The sequence below is a fragment of the Frigoribacterium sp. PhB118 genome, from assembly GCF_003751725.1.
In the GTDB taxonomy this organism is placed as follows: Bacteria; Actinomycetota; Actinomycetes; order Actinomycetales; family Microbacteriaceae; genus Frigoribacterium.
In genome coordinates this window covers 339,702-363,915 of the sequence record NZ_RKID01000003.1, presented here as the reverse complement: position 1 = coordinate 363,915, position 24,214 = coordinate 339,702, and the positions used below count along the sequence as shown (strand labels likewise).

The 24,214-nt window shown below is 72.6% G+C and carries 21 protein-coding genes; 9 read left to right on the top strand and 12 right to left on the bottom strand.

Annotation, left to right across the window (positions count from 1 at the left end):
* Nucleotides 1–33: 33 nt before the first annotated feature.
* Both EDF21_RS16910 and EDF21_RS11220 read right to left on the bottom strand, forming a co-directional pair.
* Nucleotides 34–1,287 (bottom strand): hypothetical protein, encoded by a 1,254-nt coding sequence (locus EDF21_RS16910; protein ID WP_199736345.1) that lies wholly within the window; start codon nucleotides 1,285–1,287, stop codon nucleotides 34–36.
* The gene (locus EDF21_RS11220) at nucleotides 1,277–1,819 is read right to left on the bottom strand and encodes an RNA polymerase sigma factor (protein WP_123571379.1); all 543 of its coding nucleotides are present in this window, start codon (nucleotides 1,817–1,819) and stop codon (nucleotides 1,277–1,279) included. The genes EDF21_RS16910 and EDF21_RS11220 overlap by 11 nt, the downstream gene beginning before the upstream one ends.
* A 126-nt stretch (nucleotides 1,820–1,945) precedes the next feature.
* Between EDF21_RS11220 and EDF21_RS11215 the strand changes: the two genes are divergently transcribed.
* The gene (locus EDF21_RS11215) at nucleotides 1,946–2,353 is read left to right on the top strand and encodes a low molecular weight phosphatase family protein (RefSeq protein ID WP_123571378.1); all 408 of its coding nucleotides are present in this window, start codon (nucleotides 1,946–1,948) and stop codon (nucleotides 2,351–2,353) included.
* Nucleotides 2,354–2,488: 135 nt separating this feature from the next.
* Here the strand turns inward: EDF21_RS11215 and EDF21_RS11210 are convergent, their stop codons facing one another.
* The 6 genes from EDF21_RS11210 to EDF21_RS11185 all read right to left on the bottom strand — a co-directional run bounded on the left by EDF21_RS11210 (nucleotide 2,489) and on the right by EDF21_RS11185 (nucleotide 10,075).
* Nucleotides 2,489–3,454, bottom strand: a complete 966-nt coding sequence (locus EDF21_RS11210; RefSeq protein WP_082460077.1) for a carbohydrate ABC transporter permease — start codon at nucleotides 3,452–3,454, stop codon at nucleotides 2,489–2,491.
* Nucleotides 3,451–4,410 (bottom strand): carbohydrate ABC transporter permease, encoded by a 960-nt coding sequence (locus EDF21_RS11205; RefSeq protein ID WP_056043881.1) that lies wholly within the window; start codon nucleotides 4,408–4,410, stop codon nucleotides 3,451–3,453. The genes EDF21_RS11210 and EDF21_RS11205 overlap by 4 nt, the downstream gene beginning before the upstream one ends.
* A 58-nt stretch (nucleotides 4,411–4,468) precedes the next feature.
* Nucleotides 4,469–5,824 carry an ABC transporter substrate-binding protein gene (locus tag EDF21_RS11200; RefSeq protein WP_056043877.1) on the bottom strand — a complete coding sequence of 452 codons (1,356 nt, stop codon included), beginning with the start codon at nucleotides 5,822–5,824 and terminating at the stop codon, nucleotides 4,469–4,471.
* A 157-nt stretch (nucleotides 5,825–5,981) separates the two neighbouring features.
* Nucleotides 5,982–8,186 carry a beta-galactosidase gene (locus EDF21_RS11195; RefSeq protein ID WP_123571377.1) on the bottom strand — a complete coding sequence of 735 codons (2,205 nt, stop codon included), beginning with the start codon at nucleotides 8,184–8,186 and terminating at the stop codon, nucleotides 5,982–5,984.
* Between the two features lie 306 nt (nucleotides 8,187–8,492).
* Nucleotides 8,493–9,491 carry a LacI family DNA-binding transcriptional regulator gene (locus tag EDF21_RS11190; protein ID WP_056043874.1) on the bottom strand — a complete coding sequence of 333 codons (999 nt, stop codon included), beginning with the start codon at nucleotides 9,489–9,491 and terminating at the stop codon, nucleotides 8,493–8,495.
* 104 nt (nucleotides 9,492–9,595) lie between these two features.
* On the bottom strand, nucleotides 9,596–10,075 hold the full coding sequence (locus EDF21_RS11185) for an SRPBCC family protein (RefSeq protein ID WP_056043870.1): 480 nt from the start codon (nucleotides 10,073–10,075) through the stop codon (nucleotides 9,596–9,598).
* 130 nt (nucleotides 10,076–10,205) lie between these two features.
* On the opposite strand from EDF21_RS11185, the gene EDF21_RS11180 reads away from it, so the two are divergent.
* The 4 genes from EDF21_RS11180 to EDF21_RS11165 all read left to right on the top strand — a co-directional run bounded on the left by EDF21_RS11180 (nucleotide 10,206) and on the right by EDF21_RS11165 (nucleotide 14,554).
* Complete coding sequence (locus tag EDF21_RS11180) at nucleotides 10,206–11,135, top strand: aldo/keto reductase family oxidoreductase (RefSeq protein WP_123571376.1); 930 nt, start codon at nucleotides 10,206–10,208, stop codon at nucleotides 11,133–11,135.
* A gap of 368 nt (nucleotides 11,136–11,503) precedes the next feature.
* Nucleotides 11,504–11,956, top strand: coding sequence for an S-ribosylhomocysteine lyase (locus EDF21_RS11175; protein WP_043597358.1), 453 nt, complete (start codon nucleotides 11,504–11,506; stop codon nucleotides 11,954–11,956).
* A complete protein-coding gene (locus EDF21_RS11170; RefSeq protein WP_123571375.1) occupies nucleotides 11,953–12,792 on the top strand; it encodes a 5'-methylthioadenosine/S-adenosylhomocysteine nucleosidase in 840 nt (279 codons plus the stop codon). Before EDF21_RS11175 ends, EDF21_RS11170 begins: the two co-directional genes overlap by 4 nt.
* Before the next feature lie 307 nt (nucleotides 12,793–13,099).
* Nucleotides 13,100–14,554 (top strand): nucleobase:cation symporter-2 family protein, encoded by a 1,455-nt coding sequence (locus tag EDF21_RS11165; protein ID WP_123571374.1) that lies wholly within the window; start codon nucleotides 13,100–13,102, stop codon nucleotides 14,552–14,554.
* A 148-nt stretch (nucleotides 14,555–14,702) separates the two neighbouring features.
* On the opposite strand, the gene EDF21_RS11160 is transcribed toward EDF21_RS11165, so the two are convergent.
* Together EDF21_RS11160 and EDF21_RS11155 are read right to left on the bottom strand one after the other, a co-directional pair.
* Entirely contained in the window at nucleotides 14,703–17,474 is a 2,772-nt protein-coding gene (locus EDF21_RS11160) for a molybdopterin-dependent oxidoreductase (protein WP_123571373.1), read from the bottom strand.
* Complete coding sequence (locus tag EDF21_RS11155) at nucleotides 17,471–18,403, bottom strand: FAD binding domain-containing protein (protein WP_123571372.1); 933 nt, start codon at nucleotides 18,401–18,403, stop codon at nucleotides 17,471–17,473. Before EDF21_RS11155 ends, EDF21_RS11160 begins: the two co-directional genes overlap by 4 nt.
* A gap of 390 nt (nucleotides 18,404–18,793) precedes the next feature.
* Between EDF21_RS11155 and uraD the strand changes: the two genes are divergently transcribed.
* Nucleotides 18,794–19,447 (top strand): 2-oxo-4-hydroxy-4-carboxy-5-ureidoimidazoline decarboxylase, encoded by a 654-nt coding sequence (gene uraD, locus EDF21_RS11150; RefSeq protein ID WP_123571371.1) that lies wholly within the window; start codon nucleotides 18,794–18,796, stop codon nucleotides 19,445–19,447.
* Entirely contained in the window at nucleotides 19,444–19,770 is a 327-nt protein-coding gene (gene uraH / locus EDF21_RS11145; protein WP_123571370.1) for a hydroxyisourate hydrolase, read from the top strand. The genes uraD and uraH overlap by 4 nt, the downstream gene beginning before the upstream one ends.
* 18 nt (nucleotides 19,771–19,788) lie before the next feature.
* Here uraH and EDF21_RS11140 read toward each other — a convergent pair whose 3' ends face one another.
* On the bottom strand, nucleotides 19,789–20,265 hold the full coding sequence (locus EDF21_RS11140) for a nucleoside deaminase (RefSeq protein ID WP_233568468.1): 477 nt from the start codon (nucleotides 20,263–20,265) through the stop codon (nucleotides 19,789–19,791).
* Between the two features lie 50 nt (nucleotides 20,266–20,315).
* The gene (pucL, locus tag EDF21_RS11135; RefSeq protein WP_123571369.1) at nucleotides 20,316–21,209 is read right to left on the bottom strand and encodes a factor-independent urate hydroxylase; all 894 of its coding nucleotides are present in this window, start codon (nucleotides 21,207–21,209) and stop codon (nucleotides 20,316–20,318) included.
* Nucleotides 21,210–21,322: 113 nt separating this feature from the next.
* On the opposite strand from pucL, the gene EDF21_RS11130 reads away from it, so the two are divergent.
* Together EDF21_RS11130 and EDF21_RS11125 are read left to right on the top strand one after the other, a co-directional pair.
* Complete coding sequence (locus EDF21_RS11130; RefSeq protein WP_123571368.1) at nucleotides 21,323–22,468, top strand: acetamidase/formamidase family protein; 1,146 nt, start codon at nucleotides 21,323–21,325, stop codon at nucleotides 22,466–22,468.
* Complete coding sequence (locus EDF21_RS11125; RefSeq protein WP_233568467.1) at nucleotides 22,461–24,119, top strand: AtzH-like domain-containing protein; 1,659 nt, start codon at nucleotides 22,461–22,463, stop codon at nucleotides 24,117–24,119. The genes EDF21_RS11130 and EDF21_RS11125 overlap by 8 nt, the downstream gene beginning before the upstream one ends.
* Nucleotides 24,120–24,214: the final 95 nt, after the last annotated feature.

The following is a 24,214-nucleotide window of genomic DNA, read 5'->3' as shown; positions in this document are numbered from 1 at the left end:
GTGCCTCGGTCACGGCAGCGCAGGAGGCGCGGGTCAGCTCGCGGGACGCGTCGCGACGATCGCCTCCGCGGCCGCGACCAGCTGGGCTTGCAAGCCCGCCTGGTCGAAATTGCCCGCACCGACCTGCAACCACGAGTTGTCGGTGAGGACGTTGACGTAGCAGCTGCTGCCCTCGCCGTACACGCAGACGTACTCGGCCTTCTCGGCACCCGCCACGGTGACCGGTGACCGGTCGACCTGGGGGGCCATCGAGTCCACCCGGTCCACCGCCCAGCCGCTGCCCGACGACACCATCACGGTCACGCTGTTGATCGGCGGGTCGGCGTCACCGTCCGATGGCGGTGCGTACCAGTCGCACTTCACGGTCCGATCGGCGGCCTGGGTGATGGCGCCCGGGAACTCGAACTGCAGTTCTCGCGGACCCTCGAGGCCGGGGGATCCGAGGACGTCGGCCAGGGGGACGTCCGGGGCCAGGGCCGAGCAGGCGTCGACGCTGCTCCACGAGGACGTCGGCCGGGTCCAACCGCGTGCCGGTGACGCTCCGTCGAGCTGCGCGGCCATGCTCGTCAGCGCCGCGGACGCGTTCGCGGCTCGCGTCTCGATCGACACCGTCTCGTCCGTGGCGTCGACGTCCGAGGTGAAGAACTCGAGCCACCAGGTGCCCGACACGACGGTCGCCTCACACCCCTGCGCGGTGCAGGACACCGCCGAGGCCTCACCTGCCCCTCCCTGCCGGGCCCCGCTGGCGAGCATGTCGCCTACCGCTCTCAGCCCTCTCTCGCGATCGGGCGACACCGAGACGGTGCTGATCGAGTACGGCTGCTCGGTCGAGCCCCACTCGCACCTGAGCACCCCGGCCTCGACGAGGGAGGCGTCGAACGGGTGGAGCAGGTCGACCCGGCCCTGGAGCGGCGACGGGATGAACAGGTCCATCCGCACGCCGCTCGCGAGCGTCGCGCAGTCGATGGGCAGGGCGGGCACCGGTGCCACCACCGGCGCCACCGTCGGCGTCGGCCGCGGCGTCGCCGTCGGCCGGACCGTCGGCGTCGGGGTGGGCGTGCTCGCCGGCGTGGACGGTGCCGACGCCTGGAACGGCGAGGGCAGCATGCCGAGCGCCAGCGCTCCCGAGCCGCCGCCGATCGCCAGCAGGGCGGCCAGGCCCAGGCCGAGGCCGAGGTTCCGGTTGCGCTTTCGGCGCGGGGACTCCGTGGTGCGTTCGAGGACGTTCTGCTTCATCGTGACGAGCATGCGGTTCAGCTCGTCTCCGGTGGGGGGCTCAGAGTTCATCGTTCATCACCGCCTTCTTCTTCAGTCGCGATCGGGTGCGCGACACGCGTTGGGTGACGGCGCCGATGCTCAGGCCGACCTGGGCGGCGGCCTCGCCGTAGGGGCGCCCCTCGATGAGGCAGAGCTCGACGATCTGCCGGTCGACCGGGCCGAGGGCGTCGATCTCGTCGCGGACCCAGCGCAGCCGGTCGCGCGCCTCCTCGCCGTGGTCCGGGGCGACGAGGTCGTCGGGCAGTTCGTCGGTAACGGCGCGGGCCTGCTTGCGGCGCAGGTTGGCGGCGTGGTTGCGGCAGACGACCAGCAACCAGGGCAGCAGCGAGTCCTCGGGCAGGTCGATCTGGTCGACCTTCTTCCAGAGGGTCACGAACGTGTCCTGCACGATCTCCTCGACGTCCATCCGGGTGGCGGCCAGCGCCCACGCGTAGCGGGTCACCGTCGCGGCGTGCCGGTCGAACAAGGCCGACAGCGCCCGCTGGTCACCCCCGACCGTGCGTCTGACGAGCTCGTCGTCGCCTTCCGTGTCGTGATCCACGTCCACCCCCTTCACTAGAGGAGTGTCGCGGAACCGGCGAACCTGACACGGGACCCCCGACGGATCGGCGGGCGGCGCGTCCCGACGGCACGGGACCCGGCCACCCGGGGTCGGTACCGTGTCCGCATGACCCCGACCCGCGCCTCCGTCCTGTTCGTCTGCCAGAAGAACGGGGGCAAGTCGCAGATGGCCGCCGGGCTGATGCGTGACCTCGCCGGCGACGAGGTCACGGTCGTGTCGGCCGGCACGACGCCCGGCACCGACCTCAACGCGCAGTCGGTCGAGTCGCTCGCCGAGCTCGGCATCGACCTCGGCGACGAGCACCCCAAGGCCCTCACCGAGCAGATGGTGCGCGACGCCGACGTGGTCGTCGTCCTCGGTCGGGAGGCGCGGGTCGACGAGGTCCCCGGCACCCGCTTCGAGACCTGGATCACCGACGAACCGTCCGAGCGGGGCGTCGAGGGCATGGAGCGCATGCGCCTCGTCCGAGACGACATCCGCGCCCGCGTCGCCGACCTGCACGCCCGCCTCTGACGCCGGGACGAACGAACGGAGGCGGTGGTGACCTCTCAACGTCACCACCGCCTCCCGGGCCGCCGCTGCCACGGCCACGGCCCACCCGCTCCGACCTCCACCGTGAACCGGGGGCCGGGGCGGGAGTCGGACCGGCTACCCCTTGACGCCGCCGGCGCTCAGGCCGGACTGCCAGAAGCGCTGGAGGAACAGGAACGCCACGACCAGCGGCAGGATCGACACGAACGACCCGGTCAGCACGGTCGAGAACAGCACCTGGGCGCCGCCGCCGCCGGTGGCCGCCTGCTGCCACTGCGCCAGGCCGACCGTCGCCGGGAACAGCGACGGGTCGTTCAGCATGATCAATGGCAGGAAGTAGTTGTTCCAGGTCGAGACCAGGGCGAACAGCAACACCGTGACGATGCCCGGTGCGAGCAGCCGGGACGCGATCGTCAGGAAGATCCGCAGTTCGCCGGCCCCGTCGATGCGGGCCGCCTCGAGCAGGCTGTCGTCGACCGCCTCGCTCGCGTAGACGCGCATCAGGTAGACGCCGAACGGGCTGACCAGCGACGGCAGGATGATCGCCCACGGGGTGTCGACGAGGTTCGCCGCGCTGAACAGCAGGTAGGTCGGGATCGCCAGCGCCGTCAGCGGCACCATGACCGCCCCGAGGATCAGCCCGAAGACGAACGACCTGCCCTTGAAGACGTACTTGGCCAGCGAGTAGCCGCACATCGTGGCGAGCACCGCCGCACCGACCGAGCTGACCACGGCGTAGAGCACCGTGTTGCCCATCCACTGCACGAAGATGCCGTCCTGGAACGTGAACAGCTGCGCCAGGTTGTCGCCCAGCGCGAAGGTGCGGCCGAAGGCCAGGCCGAACGTCGAGAAGATGTCGCCGTTGGTCTTGGTCGCCTGGATCGCCAGCCAGACCAGCGGCAGCAGGAAGTACGCCAGCGTGATCCAGAGGATCACGGTGAGGATCGGCGTCTTGCGCTTGGACCGCTCGACGCGACGTCGCGGGCGGCGATTGCCCGCGCCTCCCGAGCCCTCGAGGCGGCGGACGGGACGGTCGACGGACGTGGCCCCGGCGGTGTCGACGGGGGCGGGTGCGATCGTCACGACAGTCGCTCCTTGCGTGAGGTGGCGAGCTGCACCACGTAGCTGATGATCATGATGAGGAACCCGAGCAGGAACGCGATGGCCGCGGCGTAGTTGACGTCCTGGTTCTTGAACGCGACGTTGTACGCGTAGAGGTTCGGGGTGAAGTCCGACCCGATCGCGTTGGGCGCGATGCTGTAGAGCAGGTTGGGCTCGTTGAAGAGCTGGAACGACCCGATCACCGAGAAGATCACGGTCAGCAGGATCGCCGAGCGGATCGCCGGGATCTTGATGCTCCACGCCACCCGCCAGGGCCCGGCGCCGTCGATCTCGGCGGCCTCGTACATCTCGGTCGGCACGCTGCGCAGGGCGGCGTACAGCACGATCATGTTGTAGCCGATGAACTCCCAGCTGACGATGTTCATCGTGCTGCCGAGCACGTTCTGCGGCGACAGCAGGTCGGGCGGCGTGAGGCCGACTCCGCTGATCACCTGGGCGATCAGGCCGGACTCGCGGCCGTAGAGGTAGCCCCACATCAGCGTCGCGACGACGCCGGGCACGGCGTACGGCACGAAGATCGCGAGGCGGACGAACTTGCTGCCGGCCACCCGGCCGGTGTCGAGGGCGAGGGCGACGAACAGGGCGATCACGAGCATGATCGGCACCTGCACGAAGAGGAACAGCGCGACCCGCCCGAGGCCGGCCCAGAAGCTCGGGTCGTTCAGTGCGCGGCTGTAGTTGGCGAGGCCCGAGAAGACCTGCCCGCCGACGAGCTGCGAGGTGAAGGTGCTCAGGTAGCCCGCGTAGCCGAGCGGCACGAGGAACATCGCCGCGAAGACGAGCAGGAACGGGATCGCCAGGGCCCAGGCCGCGACGAGCTGCGGTCGGTGCAGCGAGCTCGTGCGCCGCGGGGTGGCGGGCTGACGGGACGAGGAGGCGCGGGTCGCGTCTCGACGAGGGGTGACGGAGGTGGACATGGGGCTCCTTGCCGGGCCGAGGGGGTGCCGCCCGAGGGCGGGCGGCACCCCGTGAGCGCTACTTGACGGTGAAGCCCTGCTGCTTCGCGTAGGCGGTGACGTCGTCCTGCCACGCCGTGAGGGCGGCGGAGAGGTCGGAGTGGTCGGCGATCGCCTTGCCGAGCGTGTCGTTGAAGCTCGAGTAGACGTAGTCCATGAACGGCAGCCACTGGAAGTCGGTGCTGACCGTGTCCGAGACGCCGGCGAAGAGCTCGTTGACCTTCTGGCCGCCGTAGAAGTCCGAGGCGGTGTCGGTGAAGTCGCTGCTCGAGAGGGTGTCGGTCGTCGTCGGGAACAGGAACTGCTCGTTCGCGAAGGCGAGGGTCGACTCGGGGTCGCTGTTCAGGAACTTGCTGAACTCGGCCGCGGCGATCGGGTTCTGCGTGCCCGTGATGACGGCGTCGCTCGATCCGCCCCAGTTGCCCGAGACGTCCTCGCCGGCCTTCCACTGCGGGATCTTCGCGGCGGTCCACTTGCCGCTGGTGTTCGCGGCCGTGCCCTGCAGGAAGACGGGGCCCCAGGCGGCGGTCTGCCAGCTGGCGTACTTGCCCGACGAGAAGCCCTGGTACCAGGCGTCGTTGAAGTCGGCGTCGGTCGAGACGAGGTCCTTGTCGATCAGGTCCTGCCAGAACGTGACGACCTTCTGCGTCTCGGTCGAGTCGAGGTCGATGCCGACGGTCTTGTCGCCGTCGTACGAGAACGGCTTGGCGCCGGCCTGCCAGAACAGCCCGACGATCTGGCCGGGGTCGTTGCCGGGCAGGTTCGAGATGTACGAGTCGGTCTTGTCCTTGATCGTCTGCGCGTCGGTCGCGAAGTCGGCCCAGGTCTCGGGCGCCTCCGTCAGCCCCGCCTGCTCGTAGATGTCCGAGCGGTAGAGGTTGCCGAGGGGGCCGGAGTCCTGCGGCACCGACCAGACGCCGGTGTCGTCCGCGACCTGGTTCCAGACCCACGGGACGTACTTCGACTCGAGGTCCGCGCCTCCGTAGGGGGTCAGGTCGACGAGGCTGCCGGTCTGGCGGAAGGACGGGATGTACTGGTACTCGATCTGGGCGACGTCGGGTGCGCCCTTGCCGGCCTTCAGGGCCGTCCGCAGCTTCGGGTACTGCGCGGTGCCGGTGCCCACGTTGACGACGTCGACCTTGATCTTCGGGTACTTGGCCTCGAACAGGTCGACCTCCTTCTGGACGTCGGGCACCCAGGTCCAGAAGGTGAGGGTCGTGTCGGTGTCCATGGCCTTGTCGATGTCGGCCTGCGAGACGGGCGCGGTGTCGCCACCACCACCCGCGCCTCCGCCGGACGGGGCGCAGCCGGTCAGCACGAACGCTGACACGACGGCGAGTGACACGAGCGCCTTTGCTGTGGTCTTTCTCTTCATGGTGGTTCTTCCTCGAGGGGGTGGGGGAGTGGTGCGGGGGATCGGGTGGTGCAGGGGGACGTGGTGCGGGTCGGTGGGGTGGGGTGGTGCGGGCCGGGTGCCGCGGGGGACGTCGTGCCGGTCGGGCGGCCGGGTCGGGGCGTCCGGGTCGGGCCGCCTACGAGGCGTCGGCGTCGGCGTCGACGAGCTCGTACACGTGGGCCGCGCGCGGGGCGAGGGTCAGGGTGGTGCCGGCGGCGACGACCTCCCGGGTCTCGAGGTCACGCACCGCGGAGGGCGTGGTGACCGTTCCCTCGTGGGCCGACCAGTTCGACACGAACGCGAGCCCGGGGGCTCCGGCCCGTGAACCGGTGGTGACCGTGACCGTCTCGGTCGCCGCCCACGTGCCCGCCGCCGTGGCGGGCACGAGCCACCGGGCGATCGAGCGCGAGAGCTCGGGGTTGGGCACGGTCGCGACGTAGCTGACGCGGCCGGCTCCGGAGGCGCGGGTCGTCAGCATCGCGTCGGCCCCGATCTCGGTCGGCGCGGCCCGCAGCACGACGGTGGCGTCCTCGACGTGCAGGACGTCGGCCCAGCGGGTGCCGGCGGAGCCCGGCTCGAGGACGAAGGGTGCGTCGGCGGGGGAGGCCGGGGCGGTGACGTCCTCGGTGGCCGCGCCCGCGCCTCCTGCGGTCGTGCCGTCGGTGCGCTCGGCGGTGCCGGCGTCCGCGACGTGGACGGCGAGGGGGTGGTCGAGGTTGGTGTACTCCTCGTACCAGACCCCCGCGGGGCCCGAGAGCCGGGCGGGCGCCGGGTCGCGGCGGGCGCGGGCGAGCTCGTCGCCGTAGGCCGTGCGGATGCCGACCACCAAGTGGCCGCCCGCCTCGGCGTACGCGGTGAGCGCGGTGAGCGTGGCGTCGTCGACGACGTACAGCGCCGGCACGACGAGCACGGGGTGCGCCGCGGCCAGCTCGGCCGGGTCGGCGGCGAGGAACTGCGCCACGTGCTGGATGCGCACCTGCACGCCCGCCTCGGCGAGCCCGCGGTAGTGCGCGTCGAACAGGTGGAGGTACGACTCCGGGTCGGGGGTGCCGTCGGGCAGGGCCAGCGGCGGGTACGTCTCGAACGACCACTTGGTCTCGGTCGACCAGAGCATCAGCACGTCGGCGTCGGGCTCGAGGCCGTCGACGGCGCCGCCGACCGCCTTGAGCGTGGCGCCCAGGGCCGAGACCTCGCGGTGGATGCGACCGGGACGCTGGCTGTGCGGCAGCACGCCGCCCCAGTAGGTCTCGACGCCGAAGTGCAGCGTGTGCCAGTGCCAGTACTCGACCATGCGGGCACCGCGGGAGACGAGCGCGAGCGCGGCCTGCTTGATCTGCCCGTCGAACGGCGGGTGGTTCTGCCAGGGGCCGCCGATCGACTGCGCGTTGGTCTCGGTGACGAGGAAGGGGGCCTGCGCCGACGAGAACGCCCGGTCGCCCCACTGCTGCAGGGCCCAGACGCCGGTGTGCCACCAGCCGGCCTCGCGGGGCACCTCGACGCCGAGCGTCAGGCCGTCCTGCATCTTGTAGTACGGGTTCCCGGCGGTGACGTCGAGGCTCTCGACGAGCCGCTCGTCGGCGACCTGCGGGCGCGAGTACGAGATGCAGGTGGTGACGAACTGGTCGTCGCGGGCGTACTCGCGGACGACGTCGGCCTGCCAGGCGATCAGCTCGTCGGCCAGCTCGCCCTGGAAGCGCCGCCACTCGAGGTCGTACTGCGGCTGCACGTTGCCGTCGGGACGCCAGAGCTGCGACCACTCGGTCAGCCGGTGCGACCAGTAGACCAGGCCCCACTCCTCGTTCAGGCGCTCGACGGTGACGTACTTGCGCTGCAGCCAGGCCACGAAGCGGTCGAAGACCTGGTCATTGCGCGGGCGCTCGTTGCCGGGCTCGTTGTCGACCTGCCACCCGATCACGGCGGGGTGCTGCGCGTAGCGCTCGACGACCTTGCGGACGACGCGCTCGGCGTAGAAGCGGTAGGCGGGGTGGCTCTGGTCCATCTCCTGTCGGGCGCCCCAGCCGGCGCGGACGCCGGTCGTCCGCTCGGCGGCGATCTCGGGGTGGCGCACCTGCAGCCACGGCGGCACCGCGTAGGTCGGCGTGCCGAGCACCACCCCGATGCCGCGGGCGTGGGCGCCGTCGAGCACGGGCTGGAGCCAGTCGAGGTCGAACTCGCCCTCGCGCGGCTCCCACGTCGACCAGACCGACTCGCCCACGCGGATCACCGTGAAGCCCGCCTCGACCATCAGGTCGAGGTCGCGGTCGAGGGTGCCCGCCTGCTGGTACTCGGCGTAGTAGGCGGCTCCGAAGAGCACCCCGGAATGGCGTGGAGCAGAAGTCATCGTTGACCCGTTCGTGTGTGTCGGCTGCGGTGGCGACCGCCGACGTCGTCCCGCGCGTGCTCGGGACGTCGATCGATGTTCGGTGGATGTTGTCGATAACATCGGCGTCTGCGGAGAACGTAACCTACGAGCCGCCACCCGCGCAAGACCCCGTCGTCGACGGGTCCCCGGTGGGGGAGGCGCGGGTCGGCCCGCGCGGCTCGGCCTGCGCCGGTGGGCCTGCGCCGATGGGCCCGCGCCCGGGGGCGTCAGCCGCGCGCGGGCCCGCGCCGGTGGGCTGCGCGGCTCGGCCCGCGCTCGGGGGCGTCAGCCGCGCGCGGGTGCGGTCGAGGCGCGCGCGACGAGGGACGGCACCGGCAGGCGGCTGGCCGTGTCGGGGCTGCGTCCCTCGATGTGGGCGATCAGCGACGTCATCACGTGTGCCCCCTCGAAGCCGAAGTCGAGTGCCACGGTGGACAGCGACGGCACCATGAACCGCGCCTCGGGAGTGTCGTCGTTGCCGACCACGCTGACCTCGTGCGGCACCGAGACGCCCTCGGCGGCGAGGGCGGCGAGCAGCCCCATCGCCATGGCGTCGTTCGCGACGGCGATGGCGGTGAAGTCGTCCGTCCGGGCGGCCAGTCGCAGCCCGATGTCGTAGCCGGCCGCCGCGGACCAGTCGCCGACGTCGGTGACCGTCACCGCGCCTCCGGACCCGGTCACCGCCTGGCGGAACCCGTCGGCGCGCTCGCGGGCGGCCAGCCACTGGTCCGGCCCGGCGACGTAGGCCACACGGCGGTGGCCGAGGCCCACGAGGTGCTCGGCCGCGACCCGGCCGGCGTGCTCGTTGATCGACTCGGTGGTGCCCTCGACCATCAGCCCGAAGTCACGCGCCACGGGCACCGAGATCGCCCGGCGTTCGAGCGCCGACCGGGCGACGGCGGTCTGCGCGGTCACGACGATGCCGGCGATCTGCTGCCCGAGCATCAGGTCGAGGGCGTCGTCGACCGAGCGCTCGTCGCCGCCGTCCATCGAGACGATGTCGGTGACGTAGCCGAGCGAACGCGCGGCCTCCGTGGCCCCGGCGATCGTGCGGGCGGGCCCCGACTGGTGCATGTTGTCGGCGAGCAGCCCGATGCGGTTCGTCCGCTGCAGGCGCAGGTACCGGGCCGCCGAGTTGGGGCGGTACTCGAGCTCGGCGAGGGCCTGCTCGACCTTCTCGCGGGTGGCGGGACGGATGCCCTCGAACCCCCGCAGGAACCTGCTGACGGTCTGGTGCGAGACGCCCGCGCGCTTCGCCACGTCGTAGATCGTGGCGTCCTTCATGCCCTGAGGGTAGCGGTGCCCGGAGGCCCGTGCCCCGCCGGGGGCGAGCCCGGGACGTGGACGGACCCGGGGCGTGGACGGACCCGGGGTGTGGACGCGCGCGGCTAGGCGGTGCGCTCGATCTCGCGGGTGATGCCGACGAGCACGCGGCGCATGTACGGCGCCCAGGCGAAGCGCACGATCCCGCGCACGATCGCCCCGCGCCCCGGTCGGGCGAAGAACGAGTAGGTCCAGTCGACCCGCGTGCGCCCGCTCGGGGTCGCCCGGTAGCTCCAGTCGGCGCGGCCGCCCGTCACCAGCCGCCCGAGCAGCCCGGTGAACTCGCTGAGCTCGTAGACGAAGACCCCGTCGGGCTCCACGCGCACGAGGCTCTCGACGACGCTGCTGCCGTCCGACAGCTCGAGCCGGCGGGTGCGCCCCACGGCGTCCCACGGGCCGGTCTGGTCGTGGACGGCCACGACGGCCGGGATCACCCCCGCCCGCGGATAGAACCCGACGGGGGTCAGCGGCGTCGCGATGCTCCACGCCCGGTCGAGCGGAGCGGCGGCGACGCGCGCGGTGCTCGCGCTCGCGGTGACGGTCATGCCGGGGGGTTCGGAACGGAGGGCGCGAACGACGGGACGGGTCCTCCCCAGGCGCCCCGCGCCTCCTGACCGTCCCCCGAGGAGGCGCGGGTCGGCTCCCGGGGACGCCGGACGAGAGCAGACTGGCAGCGTGAAGACGACGACGTTACCCACCACCGACCGCCCCGCCTCGACCATCGTCCTCGGGCTCATGCGCATCTCGGGCATGACCGACGACGCGATCCGTGAACTCGTGGCCGAGGCCCGAGACCTCGGCATCGACTTCTTCGACCACGCTGATGTGTACGGCGACCACCCCCACCACTGCGAGCAGCGCTTCGGCGACGCCGTCACCATGACCTCGTCCGAGCGCGACGCGATCCAGCTGCAGAGCAAGGTCGGCATCCGTGACGGCTTCTGGGACTTCTCGACCGAGCACATCCTCGAGTCGGTCGACGCCTCGCTCGCCGCCCTGCACACCGACCGCCTCGACGTGCTGCTGCTGCACCGTCCCGACGCCCTGGTCGAGCCCGACGAGGTGGCCGCCGCCTTCGACCAGCTGCACGCCGCCGGCAAGGTGCGCCACTTCGGCGTCTCGAACCACACGCCCGCCCAGGTCGAGCTGCTCAAGCGCAGCGTGACGCAGCCGCTGATCGTCAACCAGGTGCAGCTCAGCATCACCCACGCCCCGCTGATCGCGGCGGGCGTCGCGGCCAACATGGCGGGGCTCGACCAGTCCGTCGACCGCGACAACGGCATCCTCGACTACAGCCGCCTCAACGACATGACCTTGCAGGCCTGGTCGCCGTTCCAGAAGGGGTTCTTCGACGGCGTGTTCCTCGGCGACCGCGACGGCTACCCCGAGCTCAACGACGTCATCGACGAGCTCGCCGCCAAGTACGACGTCCCACCGTCGGCGATCCCCGTGGCCTGGATCACCCGGCACCCGGCCCGGATGCAGGTCGTGCTCGGCACCACGAGCGTCGCGCATCTCCGCGACAGCGCCGCGGGGTCGGACGTGCCCCTGACCCGGCCCGAGTGGTACCGGCTCTTCACGGCCGCCGGACACACGCTGCCGTAGCGCGCTGCGCTGCGCTGCCCTGCACTGGGCTGCGCCCGCCGGTCCGCCCCCCATCCCTTTTCCCCCGCTCGCCGCCACGAAGCAAACACACCGCCATCTTTTTGCGTGGCGGGTTGTTTACTCCGTGGCGGGGTGGCGGGGTGGCGGGGTGGCGGGGTGGCGGGGTGGCGGGGTGGCGGGACGAGCGGCCGAGCGGCGGAGCGGCCGAGCGGCGGAGCGGCGGGCCGCATGCGGGGTCACACTCCGACCGGCGCGGAGGGAATGTCCTAGGGTCGACAGGGCGTTGGGACGCACAGATCGGTGCAGAGACCGAGGTGCCTCCCGCGCCCCGTCCGCACCCCGAAGGGACCATCGTGACCCAGCCCAAGATGAACGTCGAGTCGTTCAACCTCGACCACCGCACCGTCGCCGCGCCCTACGTGCGCGTCGCCGACCAGAAGACGTTGCCGCACGGCGACGTCATCACCAAGTTCGACGTCCGGTTCACCCAGCCGAACGAGGCTCACCTCGACATGGCGTCGGTCCACTCGCTCGAGCACCTCTTCGCCGAGCACTCCCGCAACCGCTCCGGCGACGTCATCGACTTCTCGCCGATGGGCTGCCAGACCGGTTTCTACCTGATCCTTCAGGGCGACCCCGCGATGGACGACGTCCTGTCGCTGATCGAGGGCACCCTCACCGACATCACCACCGCGACCGAGGTCCCCGCGGCCAACGAGGTCCAGTGCGGCTGGGGCGCCAACCACACGCTCGAGGGTGCCCAGGGCGTCGCCCGCGACTTCCTCGCGGCCCGCGACGAGTGGTCGACCGTCACCCGATGAGCGGGACGCACGCCGCGCCTCCTGCCGACGGGGTCGCGGCGGTCGCCGTCCCCCCGATCATCGTCGTCGTGGCGATGGCCGACGAGGCGGCGCCGTTCGTCTCCCGGGCGTCGCGCGTCGACGAGCCGGTCGCCGTCGGCGGGTCGCTGCAGCGGGTCGTCGAGATCGACGGGGTCGAGCTGCTGCTCGTGCAGAGCGGCATCGGGTTCGTCAACGCCGCCGGAGCGGCCACGTCGGCCATCGTGCGGGCCGGCTCGCTCGAGGGTGTCGTGCCGACCGTGATCAGCGCCGGCACCGCTGCGGGCATGGGCGCCGGCATCGAGATCGGCGACGTCGTCGCGGGCTCGGAGTACGTCAACCTCGACGCCGACGCGCGCGTGTTCGGCTACCGGCTGGGGCAGGTCCCCGGGATGCCGGCCAGCTTCCACGCCGACGAGTCCCTGATGGAGGCGGCGGTCGCGTACGACACGTCCGTCCCGTCCGACACGTCGGCTGGCTCGGGCGAGACGTCGGCCGGGTCGGACGGCACGTCGGGTGGTCCGTGGGCCGTGCGCCCGGGGTTGATCGCGTCGAGCGACGCGTTCATGACCGCCGAGCGCGTGATCGGCGTGCGCAGCGCCTTCGCCGACGTCGTCGACGTGGACGCCGTCGACATGGAGTCGATGGCGATCGCGCAGACCTGCCACGTCCACCACGTGCCGTTCGTCTCGGTGCGCGGCATCAGCGACCTCGCCGGTCCGGACGCCCACGACGTGCACGATGAGAACCTCGCCCTGACGGCGGGGCGATCGGCGGACGTCACGATGCACCTCGTGCGGGTGATCACTGCGCGCTGAGCGACGCGCTGCGCCGGCCGCGGTGCGGGGCCGGGCCGGGCCGGGCCGCGTCGCCTGGCGACGGCGCCGGTTGCCGCCGCGCTCCTCGGCCGCCAGCCCGCGCCTCCTTCTCGATGCACCCGGTGTCGAAAGATGCACCCCCGTGCTCGTGGGTGCATCGTTCGGAAGCGGGTGCATCGGCACGAGCGGCACCGAGCGCATCGACCCCGCCGACGACACGAGTCTGAAACACGCGTGCCGTCGCGACGAAACGCGCGTTTCGTACGCTGGCGGCGACCACCCGACATCCCCACGATCAGGAGTCCCGATGTCACAGTCCCCGCCCGAGTCGCCCGAGCCGTCCGCTTCGCCGGTCGCGACCGCCGGGCCGCCCGAGACGACCCACCCCGTCGACCGCGTCCCGCCGCTGCGGAGGCTCTTCCCGCTCGGCCTGCAGCACGTGCTCGCGATGTACGCCGGGGCGGTCGCCGTGCCCCTCATCGTCGGCGGAGCCCTGGTCGGCATGGGCCAGCTCGAGCCCGGCGACATCGCCTACCTGATCAGCGCCGACCTCTTCGTGGCCGGCATCGCGACGATCGTGCAGTCCGTCGGGTTCTGGCGCTTCGGTGTGCGGCTGCCCCTGATGCAGGGCTGCACCTTCGCCGCCGTCGGACCGATGATCGTCATCGGTGGCGAGTACGGCATCACGGCCATCTACGGCTCGGTCATCGCGAGCGGCGTCTTCATGATGCTGCTCGCCCCGTTCTTCTCGAAGCTGGTGCGGTTCTTCCCGCCGATCGTCACGGGCACGGTCATCCTGATCATCGGCGTCTCGCTGATGGACGTCGCCGCCGGCTGGGTCGGAGGAGGCGCGGGTTCCGACGACTTCGGACGCCCGCTCGACGTCGCCTTCGCCGCGGGCACCCTGCTGCTGATCATCCTGATCGAGCGGTTCGCGCCTCCTGCGCTCCGCCGCCTGTCGATCCTGCTGGGGCTCGTCGTCGGCACCCTCGTCGCCTGGCCGTTCGGGCTGACCGACTGGAGCGGAGTGGGCGAGAGCGCCTGGTTCGGGCTCGCCCTGCCGTTCCACTTCGGGCTGCCGACCTTCCCGGTGAGCGCGATCGTGTCGATGTGCATCGTCGGCCTGGTGATCATGACCGAGACCACCGGCGACATCATCGCGGTGGGCGAGATCGTCGACCGCCCGGTGACGCCGCGACGACTGGCCGACGGGCTGCGGGCCGACGGCCTGTCGACCGTCATCGGCGGCGTCTTCAACACGTTCCCGTACACCGCGTTCGCGCAGAACGTCGGCCTGGTCAGCATCACCGGCGTGAAGTCGCGGTACGTGGCGACGCTGGCGGGGGGCATCCTCGTGGTGCTCGGGTTGGTGCCCGCGCTCGGGGCCGTCGTCGAGGGCGTGCCCGTGGCGGTGCTCGGCGGGGCGGGCGTCGCGCTGTTCGGCATGGTCGCGGCGAGCGGCATCCGGACGCTGTCGAAGGTGCGGTTCACGAACTCGAACATCCTGATCGTGGCGGTCGCGCTGGGCGTGAGCCTGCTGCCGACGGTCAGCCCCGAGATCTACGCGCAGTTCCCGACCTGGTTCACGATCGTCTTCGACTCGGGCATCAGCGCCGGCGCGATCGTCGCCGTGCTCCTGAACCTGCTGCTCAACTCGCCGCGGATGCAGGCGCGCGACGAGGGTGCGGACCGTGACGTGTCGGCGCACGACGCCGTGCGCGGGCCCGCGGCACCGGCCGGAGCGACCGAGCGCGAGGGCTGAGCCCCGTCCCGGTCCAGCCCGCGCTCGCGTCGCACCGTCGACTGGACGTCGCGCCGCGCATGTCGGCGGTGCGACGTTCATTCGGTGGTGCGACGCGTGGTCCGGTCGCGGGCCCGGCCGGCCCCGGCTCCGCCCCGCTCTGCCCGGCTCAGCGACCGCCGGCGAGGCGCCAGAGGCGGTCGCGCGACATCGGCAGTTCGTGGGGCCGCACGCCGAGGGCGTCGCGGATCGCGTTGGCCAGGGCGGGTGCCACCGGGTTATACGGCGCCTCGCTCATCGACTTGGCGCCGAGCGGACCGAGGTCGTCGTGCGTGGTCGCGAAGTGCACCTCGGTCTGGGGCACGTCCCCGAACTTGGGCATCCGGTAGTTGCGGAACGCCGTCGTCAGCACGCGACCCTCGTCGTCGAGCATCATCTCTTCGTAGAGGGCCGTGCCGATCGCCTGCGCCGTGCCGCCCTCGACCTGCCCACGCAGCTGCTCGGGGTTCAGCACGACCCCGGCGTCCGCCGCCTGCACCGAGCGCAGCAGGCGCACCTCGCCGCTCGCCCGGTCGACGGCGACCTCGAAGCCGTGCACGTTGAACGCCACCGAGCGTGGGGTGCCGTCGTGGGAACCGTCGGCGGTGAGCGGACCGTCGGCCAGCAGCCGTTCGCCGGACACCAGGACCGTCGCGTCGACACCGGGGCCGACCCGCACCACGACGCCGCCCGCGACCACCTCGGGGGCGGTGCCGGTGTCGACGGCGTGACCCGCGCCTCCGGCGATCGCCAGCGCGCGGTCGACCATCGCCGCGCGCAGCTTGTGGGCGGCGGCGAGCAGGGCCTTGCCGGCGACGACGACGCCGGCCGACCCGTACGCGCCCGTGTCGTACCGGGCCACGTCGGTGTCGGACTGCCGGACGACGACCCGGTCGGGCGTGGTGCCGAGCGCCGAGGCGACGAGCTGGGTGTGTACCGTCGTCGTGCCGTTGCCGAACTCGGCCGTGCCGACGCCGATGTCGTAGCGGCCGTCGGGCAGCAGCTCGATCGAGGTGTCGGCGAAGTGACCACGCGGCGGGATCGTGGCGATCATGGCCAGCGCCATGCCGCGCCCGGTGACCCAGGTCGGGCCGACGGGGGCAGGAGGCGCGCCCTCGGGGGCAGGGGACTCCAGCGCCTGCTCGACCAGGTCGAGGCACTGGTCGAGACCGTAGCTGCCGATCAGCAGATCGCTCTCTTCGTCGGGGTCGGTGACCACCATCGGGTCACCGGGGACGATCACGTTGCGGCGGCGCAGCTCGAACGGGTCGATGCCGAGCTCGCGGGCCAGTTCGTCCATCGCGGACTCGACGGCGAAGACGACCTGCCCCAGCCCGTACCCGCGGAACGCCCCCGAGGGCAGGTTGTTCGTGTAGACCGACTCGGCGTCCACGCGCTTGTTCGGACAGCGGTAGACGCTCGTCGACTCGTGCACCGAGTGGTACATCACGCCGACGCCGTGGTTGCCGTAGGCGCCCGTGTCCATCAGCTGGTCGACGTGCAGCGCGGTCAGCACCCCGTCGCTCGTCGCGCCGACGCGCACGCGGACGCGCATCGGGTGGCGGGTCGGCGCGATCGTGAACTCGTCCTCGCGGGTGAACTCGTACTGCACGGGTCGACCGGTGCGCAGCACGGCGAGGGCGACGAGGTCTTCGGTGATGAGCTCTTGCTTGCCCCCGAAACCGCCGCCCACGCGGGCGGCGAAGACCCGGACCTGTTCCTGCGGCAGTCCGAAGACATGGGCCAGCTCGTCGCGCACGAGGAACGGCACCTGGCTCGCCGTGCGGACGACGAGGCGCCCGTCGTCGTCGAGCCAGCCGCGCGAGGCGTGCGTCTCGAGCGCGCCGTGCGAGACGCGCTGCGTGCGCCAGGTGCCCTCGACGACGGCGTCGGCCAGCGCCAGGCCGGCCTCGACGTCGCCCGTCTCGTCGTGCATCGCGGCCACGGTGTTGCGCTCGGGGAACGCGATGCGCGACGCCTCGACGGTCTTCTCGCCGTGCAGCAGCGGGGCCCCGGGGGAACGCGCCGTCTCGGGGTCGAACACGGCGGGCAACGGTTCGTACTCGACCACGATCGCGGCCAGGGCGTTCGTCGCCGTGCGGACGTCGTCCGCGACGACCGCGGCGACGCGCTGACCACGGAAGCGCAGCACGGGGTCGAGGACCAGGCCGTCGTCCGGGTCGTCCTCGCGGTCCTCGTGGCGACCGGTCGAGAACAACGTCGCGGGGGAGTCGCGGTGGGTCAACACCAGGTGCACGCCGGGCAGCGCCTCGGCGGCACTCGTGTCGATCGAGGTGATGCGGGCGTGGGGGTGCGGGCTGCCGAGCACGGCGAGGTGCAGCAGCTTCGTCGTGCCGCGGAAGTCGAGCGTGTACGGCTCGCTGCCGGACGCCACGCGCAGGGCCGCCGGGGCCTTCACCGACCGACCGGCCGCCTCGCCATCGGCCGGGGCCACCGTGTTCGAGACGCCGCAGATCGCGTCGCCGATCGCCCGGTACCCCGTGCACCGGCACAGGTTGCCCTTCAGGAGGCGCGGGAGGTCGTCCGCGTCGGCCTCGGTGAACGTCGAGGCCGTCACCACCATGCCGGCCGTGCAGAAGCCGCACTGGAACCCGGCCGCGTCGGCGAACGCCTGCTGCACGGGGTGGGGGTGCTCGGGGGTGCCGAGACCGGCCGCCGTCGTCACCGCCCGGCCCTCGAGCCGGTGGGCGGGATAGATGCACGAGTGCACGGGTTCGCCGTCGACCAGCACCGAGCACGCGCCGCAGTCGCCCGCGTCGCAGCCCTTCTTGACCGAGTGGACGCCGTGCTCGCGCAGCACCGTCCGCAGCACCTGGCCGGGGTCGACGTCGGCGTCGAGCGGGAGGCCGTCGACCTCGAACGTGACGTGTCTCGGGGTCATCGCGCGCCTCCGGGGGTCGTGGTGGTGGGCGGCGTCCGCCTCGCGCGGGCGGCCGCGCTGCGCGGGTCGTGGGTCGACTCGCGCACGGGTCGCACCGGTGCGTCGGTGGCGGGCCGTCCGAGCTCGACCCGCAGCTCGTCGGCGAAGCGGGCGCTCATCGCGCGGCGCCAGTCGGGGTCGCCGTGGGGGTCGGAGTACCAGCAGTCGATGCGGCCGAGAGCGTCCGCCAGGGCCCGCTCGCCGGGCACCTCGTCGAAGCGCAGCTGGACGGGACGGGTCGTCCCCGCCGTGATCGTGACCACGAACTCGCCGTCGAGGCCGAGCCGGGCCGTGACCAGCGCGCCGGAGCGGCCCAGGGGGCTCAGCGAGATGCGCCGGAACCCGGTGCGGGAGCGCAGGGACCCGAGTGGCACCTCGAGGGCGCGCAGCACCTCACCCGGCTCGAGGGTGTTCTGCACCACTCCGGTGACGAAGGTGGACACGGGCTGGCGGCGCTCGCCGCCGTCGGTCGTCCAGACGACGGCCGTGGCGTCGAGCGTGGCCATGAGCGACGTCATGGCCCCAGCAGGCAGCCCGAGGGCGACGTTGCCGCCGACCGTCGCGACGTTCCAGATCTTGAACGAGGCGAGCAGCGAGTTCGCGCACTGGTCGACGAGCGGGTGGGCGACCCAGTCGGCGTCGGCGGGCAGCCGCAGCAGCTCGGCGATGGTGCAGGTGGCGGCGACGCTGACGACGTCGCGGCCGTCGGCGGCGATGCCGCGCTCGACCGGCGTCCACCCGAGCGAGGTCAGATCGACCAGGCCGGTCAGCCCGGGCTGCCGCTCCGAGAACAGCCACGTGCCGCCGCCGAGGGGCCGCTCGCCGGGCGCGAAGACGATCTCGTCGCGGCGTGACGGGGTGCGGATCTCGCGAACGGTGGTCAGGTCCATGGGAGACCCCACTCTGCACGACCGGGGTTTCGAGCATGTGTCGGCTCGCTCGGCGTCGAACGACCGGCCCCGGCGCGGAGCCGCCGACACCGCAGCCGCGTCGGGTGGAGGGCCGGGACGAGAGCCGGAGCCGCGGCGAGGGCCGGGGACGGGGTCGCACCACCGTCGTGTGGTCGAACCACACTCGCGGGTGGTTCCACGACGCGCACGTGGTGCGAGCGGCTGCGGACTTGGTGCGAGCGGCCGCGGACGTGGTGCGAGCGGCTGCGGACGTGGTGCGAGCGGCCGCCCGGCCCGGCGCACCTGGGTGCCGCGTCGCCGGACGCCCGGGAGGCGCGGGTCGGCCAGCCGTGCCCGTCGCCTCGGGGCACCGTCGCTAGGGTGTGCGTCATGATCGAGCTCGACGACGCCACCCTGCGTTCGCACCTGCTGGCCGCCCTGAACGTCGAGCGGTGGGCCGACGACGTCGCCGCGCAGTCGCCGTTCGCCGACGCCGACGCCCTGATCACGGTCGCGGCCGCCGCGGCGACGCCGCTCAGCGCCGCCGAGATCGACGAGGCGATGGCACACCACCCGCGGATCGGCGAGAAGCCGGTCGGCGACGGGGCCGCCCAGGAGTTCAGCCGACGCGAGCAGGGTTCGGCGGCCGACGCCGACGACGAGACCCTCGCGCAGCTGCTGGTCGAGGGCAACGCGGCGTACGAGCAGCGCTTCGACCGGGTGTTCCTGATCCGTGCCGCCGGTCGGAGCCGGGCCGAGATCGTGGGCGAGCTGCACCGGCGACTCGGGCTCGACGACGACACCGAACGGCGGATCGTCGGGGCGGAGCTGCGCGACATCGCCCTGCTGCGGTTGCAGTCGACCTTCGCCGAGTCGGCACCCACCGGGTCGGCACCCGCCGGGTCGGCACCTGCCGGGTCGGCGTCCGCCGAGTCGGCACCCGCCGGATCGGCACCCGCCGGGTCGGCACCCGCCGGGTCGACGTCCGCCGAGTCGGCACCCGCCGAGCCGGTGTCCGCCGACCACGACGAGGCCCGAGCATGAGCCACGTCACGACGCACGTCCTCGACGCCGCACTGGGCCGCCCGGCCGCCGACGTCCCCGTCGCGCTCTACGACGCACGGGGCAGCGAACTCGCCACCGGCGTCACGAACGCCGACGGGCGCGTGCCCGAACTCGGCCCGGACGCCCTGCCCGCGGCCGACTACCGACTGGTCTTCGAGACCGCCGCCTACTTCGCGGCGGCCGGGCGTGACACGTTCTACCCGCGGGTGACCATCCACTTCACCCTCGCCGACGAGTCGAGCCACTACCACGTGCCCGTGCTGCTCAGCCCGTTCGCGTACTCGACCTACCGCGGCAGCTGACCCCCCTCGCACGACGACTCAGTAGTCGGTGCGGTGGTCGTGGCTCGCCCACGCCTCGAACGGCGCCGGCGCGTTCGCCGGGCGCACCTCGTCGACGGGGAGGTCCCAGGTCGACCGGTCGCGTCCGAACAGTTCGTAGAACTCGAGGTCGTCGAAACCGCCTCGCGCGGCGTCGTGCCGGTCCGCGGCGTACACGACCCGGTCGACCCTGGCCCAGAGCGACGCCGAGAGGCACAGCGGGCACGGTTCGCACGAGGTGTAGAGGGTCGTGCCGGCGAGGGAGAAGTCGCCGACCGCCCGGCACGCCGCCCGGATCGCGGTCACCTCGGCGTGTGCCGTGGGGTCGAGGTCGGCCGTCACGCGGTTCCGACCCTCGGCCACGAGTTCGTCGCCCCGCACGATGACGGCCCCGAACGGTCCGCCCCCGTCCGCGACGTTCTCGACGGCCAGTTCGATGGTGCGGGCCAGCCAGCGGGCGTCGTCGGCGTCGGTCACGGTGTCTCCTCGGGGTGGGGCGGGGGTGGGGCGGTTCGGCTCGACGAGGCTCATGCGAGACCCGCGGAGGCGCGCCACGCGTCGTGGGCCGGCGGGGCGTCGTCGCGCAGCACGGTCGCCTCGATCAGACCGTACGGGCGATCGGCGGCCCAGAAGACCTCGCCCGGGTTCTCGAGGCCGAAGGGCGACAGGTCGTAGGCGAAGTGGTGCTTGTTCGGTGCCTTCAGGCGCACCTCGACGATCGAGGGGATCGCCTCGAGGACGGCCGTGCCCATGTGCCACAGGGTCTGCTGCAGGGCGAGCGACTGCAGGGTGGCGAACTCGCGGACCATCAGGCGCTTGACCTCGGCGTACGTGGCCTCCCAGTCGACGTCGGTCGTGCCGAAGCGCCACTTCGCGTCGAGCGCCGTCGCCATGACCCGGTCGTGCGTCTCGGGCAGGGTCGTGAACTCGTCGGTCAGGAACCCGGCGAACTCGGAGCCGGTCGACTTGAGCAGGACCAGGTCTTTCAGCCCGCCCACGACGTACTCGCCGGTGCCGTCGACCGTGACGGCGGCGGTGCGCACCTCTTGACCCGAACGCAGCCAGGTGTGGTCGTGCTCGCTCCCGTCGACCACGGCCCGCTGCCAGTCGTACTGCTCGATCTCGATGCGGGCACCCGTCACGGGTTCGACGTCGTGCACGAAGTGACGGGCGAGCTCGAGCCCGAAGCGCTCGACGGCTTCGACGCCCTTCGACTTCGCGAACGCGAACGCGGTGTTCTTCTGGGTGTCGGTCGGCAGGACGGCACTCTGGTCGCCGCGGAGGTACGCCGCGTCGAAGGGGCCCCGCAACGCCGACGTGACGTTGACGTCGCGGATCTCGTGTCGGGGCCCGTCGCGGTAGAAGCGCACGAGTCGCGACTCCGCCTTGCCGTACTGGTTGTCGCCGAGGATGATCGCCATGCGGCGATGATCACACAACCGTGTGAACGACTTGTTTCACGATCGACGATTTGTGAACAACTCGTTTCAGAGGGCTTATCGGGGCGAGGCGTCGACTCGCTACTGTGCTGGGCATGGCGATCTCCGAGGCGACCCTCGCACCCCCGTCGGGCCCCGTTCCCGCGACCCCTATCCTGCAACCCCTGTCGCCCGGCGACCGTGGCGCTGCCCTCCCCTACGTGCCGGCGACCCTCGCCACGACCCTGTGGGGGCGCCTGCCCTGTGCCTCCGACGAGCCCGTGCTCACCATCGACCCGGGCACGGCCGTCCTCATCGACACCCTCAGCCACGAGGGCGTGCTCGACGACCAGGGCCGTGATCCTCAGGCCTTCTTCGCCCGCCACGGGGTGCCCCCCGAGCACGTGCTCGACGACGCGGTCGCCCTGGCCGCCGCGAGCGACGACCAGCACGGTCGCGATCCGGGTGCCGACGGCCCGCACGTCGTGACGGGCCCCATCGCGATCCGCGGCGCCCAGCCCGGCGACGTCGTCACGATGACCCTCCTCGACGCGACACCTCGCGTGCCGTACGGCGTCATCTCCAACCGCCACGGTCGCGGGGCCCTCGCCGGCGAGTTCCCGCTCGGCGCCGATCCGGTCAGCGTCTTCGCGGCCGTCGACCACGAACCCGACGGCTCCCTGGTCGGCACGTTGCCGCTCGTGCCCGGTGCCGGCCACACGGTGCGGTTCCCGCTGCACCCGTTCCTCGGCATCATGGGGGTCGCCGTCGCGGGCGACGAGCGACCGCACTCGGTGCCGCCGGGCTCGCACGGGGGCAACGTCGACATCGCCCTCCTGACCGAGGGCGCGTCCCTGCACCTGCCGGTCCAGGTGCCCGGGGCGCTCGCCTACGTGGGTGACCCGCACTTCGCCCAGGGCGACGGCGAGGTCGCACTCACCGCGATGGAGGCCAGCCTGCGCGTGACCGTCCGGTTCGACCTGGTGCCGCGCGCCGAGGCCGTGGCGCTGTTCGGCGAGATCTCCGGGCCGCTCGCCGAGACCGCCGAGTCGCTGGTGCCGACCGGCCTCGACGAAGACCTCGACGAGGCGGTCCGCGCCTGCGTCCGAGCGGCGATCGACCTGCTCGAGGCCCGCTACGGCATGGACCGCAGCCTCGCCTACGCCTACCTCTCGGCGGCGACCGACTTCGACATCTCGCAGGTCGTCGACCTCGTCAAGGGCGTCCACGCCCGCATCCGCAAGGCGGACTTCGGTGGCTGACGCGACCGGTACACCGCCGGGCCACCCCGAGGAGGCACGGGTCGGCTCGGGCACCGTCCCCACCTCGGTCGAAGGCGAGCTGCCCGACGGCCTGCTCGAGGCGTTCGACGCCTACGAGCGCGCACTCGCCGCCGACGACCAGGCCGCGCTCGCCGCGGCCTTCGAACCGACCGCCACCGTCATGCGCGCCGACGCCGGTGGGCTGCTGGTGGGGCACGACGCGATCACGGCCTTCCGGGCGAGGCGCGGGTCCGGCCCTGTGCGACGGGTGGTCGAGTGCCACGTCCAGGTCGTCACCACCGACGTGGCGATCGTCGTGTCGGTCAACGCCCCGGCCGCCGGGGGTCGTGGTGTCGTCACGCAGCTCTGGCGCCGCGATCCGGATGCCGGCCCGGGGGGTGCCCGCTCCTGGCGGATCGCCTCGGCCCAGGTACAGGCGTCGCCGCCGGCGATCGACCGCCGGGTCTGGCGGGTCGTGGGCGAGCCGCTCGTCTCGGGAAGCCGAGGGGACGACCCGACCGGCACGGCGCCTCCTGCCCTCTCGGGCGAGACGGTCGCCGTGAAGGACTTGTTCGCGGTCGCAGGCCACGCGATCGGGGCCGGCGTGCCTGCCCGGCTCGCGGGTGCGGCCCCCGAGTCCCGGCACGCGGCCGCGGTGCAGCACCTGCTCGACGCCGGGGCCGACCTGCGCGGCATCGCGCAGACCGACGAGTTCGCGTACAGCATCGCCGGACGCAACTCGGCCTACGGCACCCCTCCCAACCCGGCCGTGCCGGGTGCGATCCCCGGCGGCTCGACCAGTGGCCCGGCGGCGGCCGTGGCCCTCGGGCAGGTGAGCATCGCCCTGGGCACCGACACCGGCGGATCGCTCCGCGTGCCCGCGTCCTACCAGGGGCTCTGGGGCATCCGCACCACCCACGGGGCGGTCGATCGCGCCGGGCTGCTCCCGCTCGCGCCGAGCTTCGACACGGTCGGCTGGCTGACCCGCGAGGTCGACACCCTCCGTCGGGCGGCCCGAGCGTCGGTGTCCCTGGCCGACCAGGTGTCGGTCGAGCCGTCGTACGTCGTCGATCCGCGGGTGCTCGCGTCGGTCGAGCCCGGCGTGCGCGCCGAGTTCGTGAGGGCTCTCGACGAGGCGACCGCCGCGGGGCGGGTCGAGCGTCCCGAGGAGGTCGTGCTGGGCGACGTCGCCCACCTCTTCGAGCTGTTCCGCGTGCTGCAGGCCTTCGAGGCCTGGCAGTCCGACGGCGACTGGATCACCGAGCACCCGGGCGAGCTCGCCGCCGACGTGTCGGCCCGCTTCGCGTTCGGCGCGACGGTCTCGCCCGGGCAGGCCGAGGAGGCGCGGGTCGCCTTCGGCCACGAACGTCGTCGTCTCGAGGCCCTGCTCGACGGCCGGGTGCTGCTCCTGCCCAGCGCGTCCTCGGCCGCGCCCGCGCTCGGTGCGACCGCCGCCGAGGTGGACGCCGTGCGCTCGGCGACCCTCGGGCTGACCTGCATCGCCGGCGTGCTGGGCGCCCCCGCCGTCTCGGCGCCGGTCCTCGAGGTGCCGCTCGCCTCCGGGCGGAGAGCGCCCGTCGGGCTGTGCCTCGTGGGCCCCCGCGGGGCGGACCTGTCCCTGCTCGATCTCGCGGCGACCTGGGCGACCTGATGCCCGCCGGCCTGTGCCCGACGAGTTCACCTGGCTGAAACACGGGTTGCGTAGGGTGGGACGGGTGAAACGCGTCTTCCAGCCGATCGACCCTC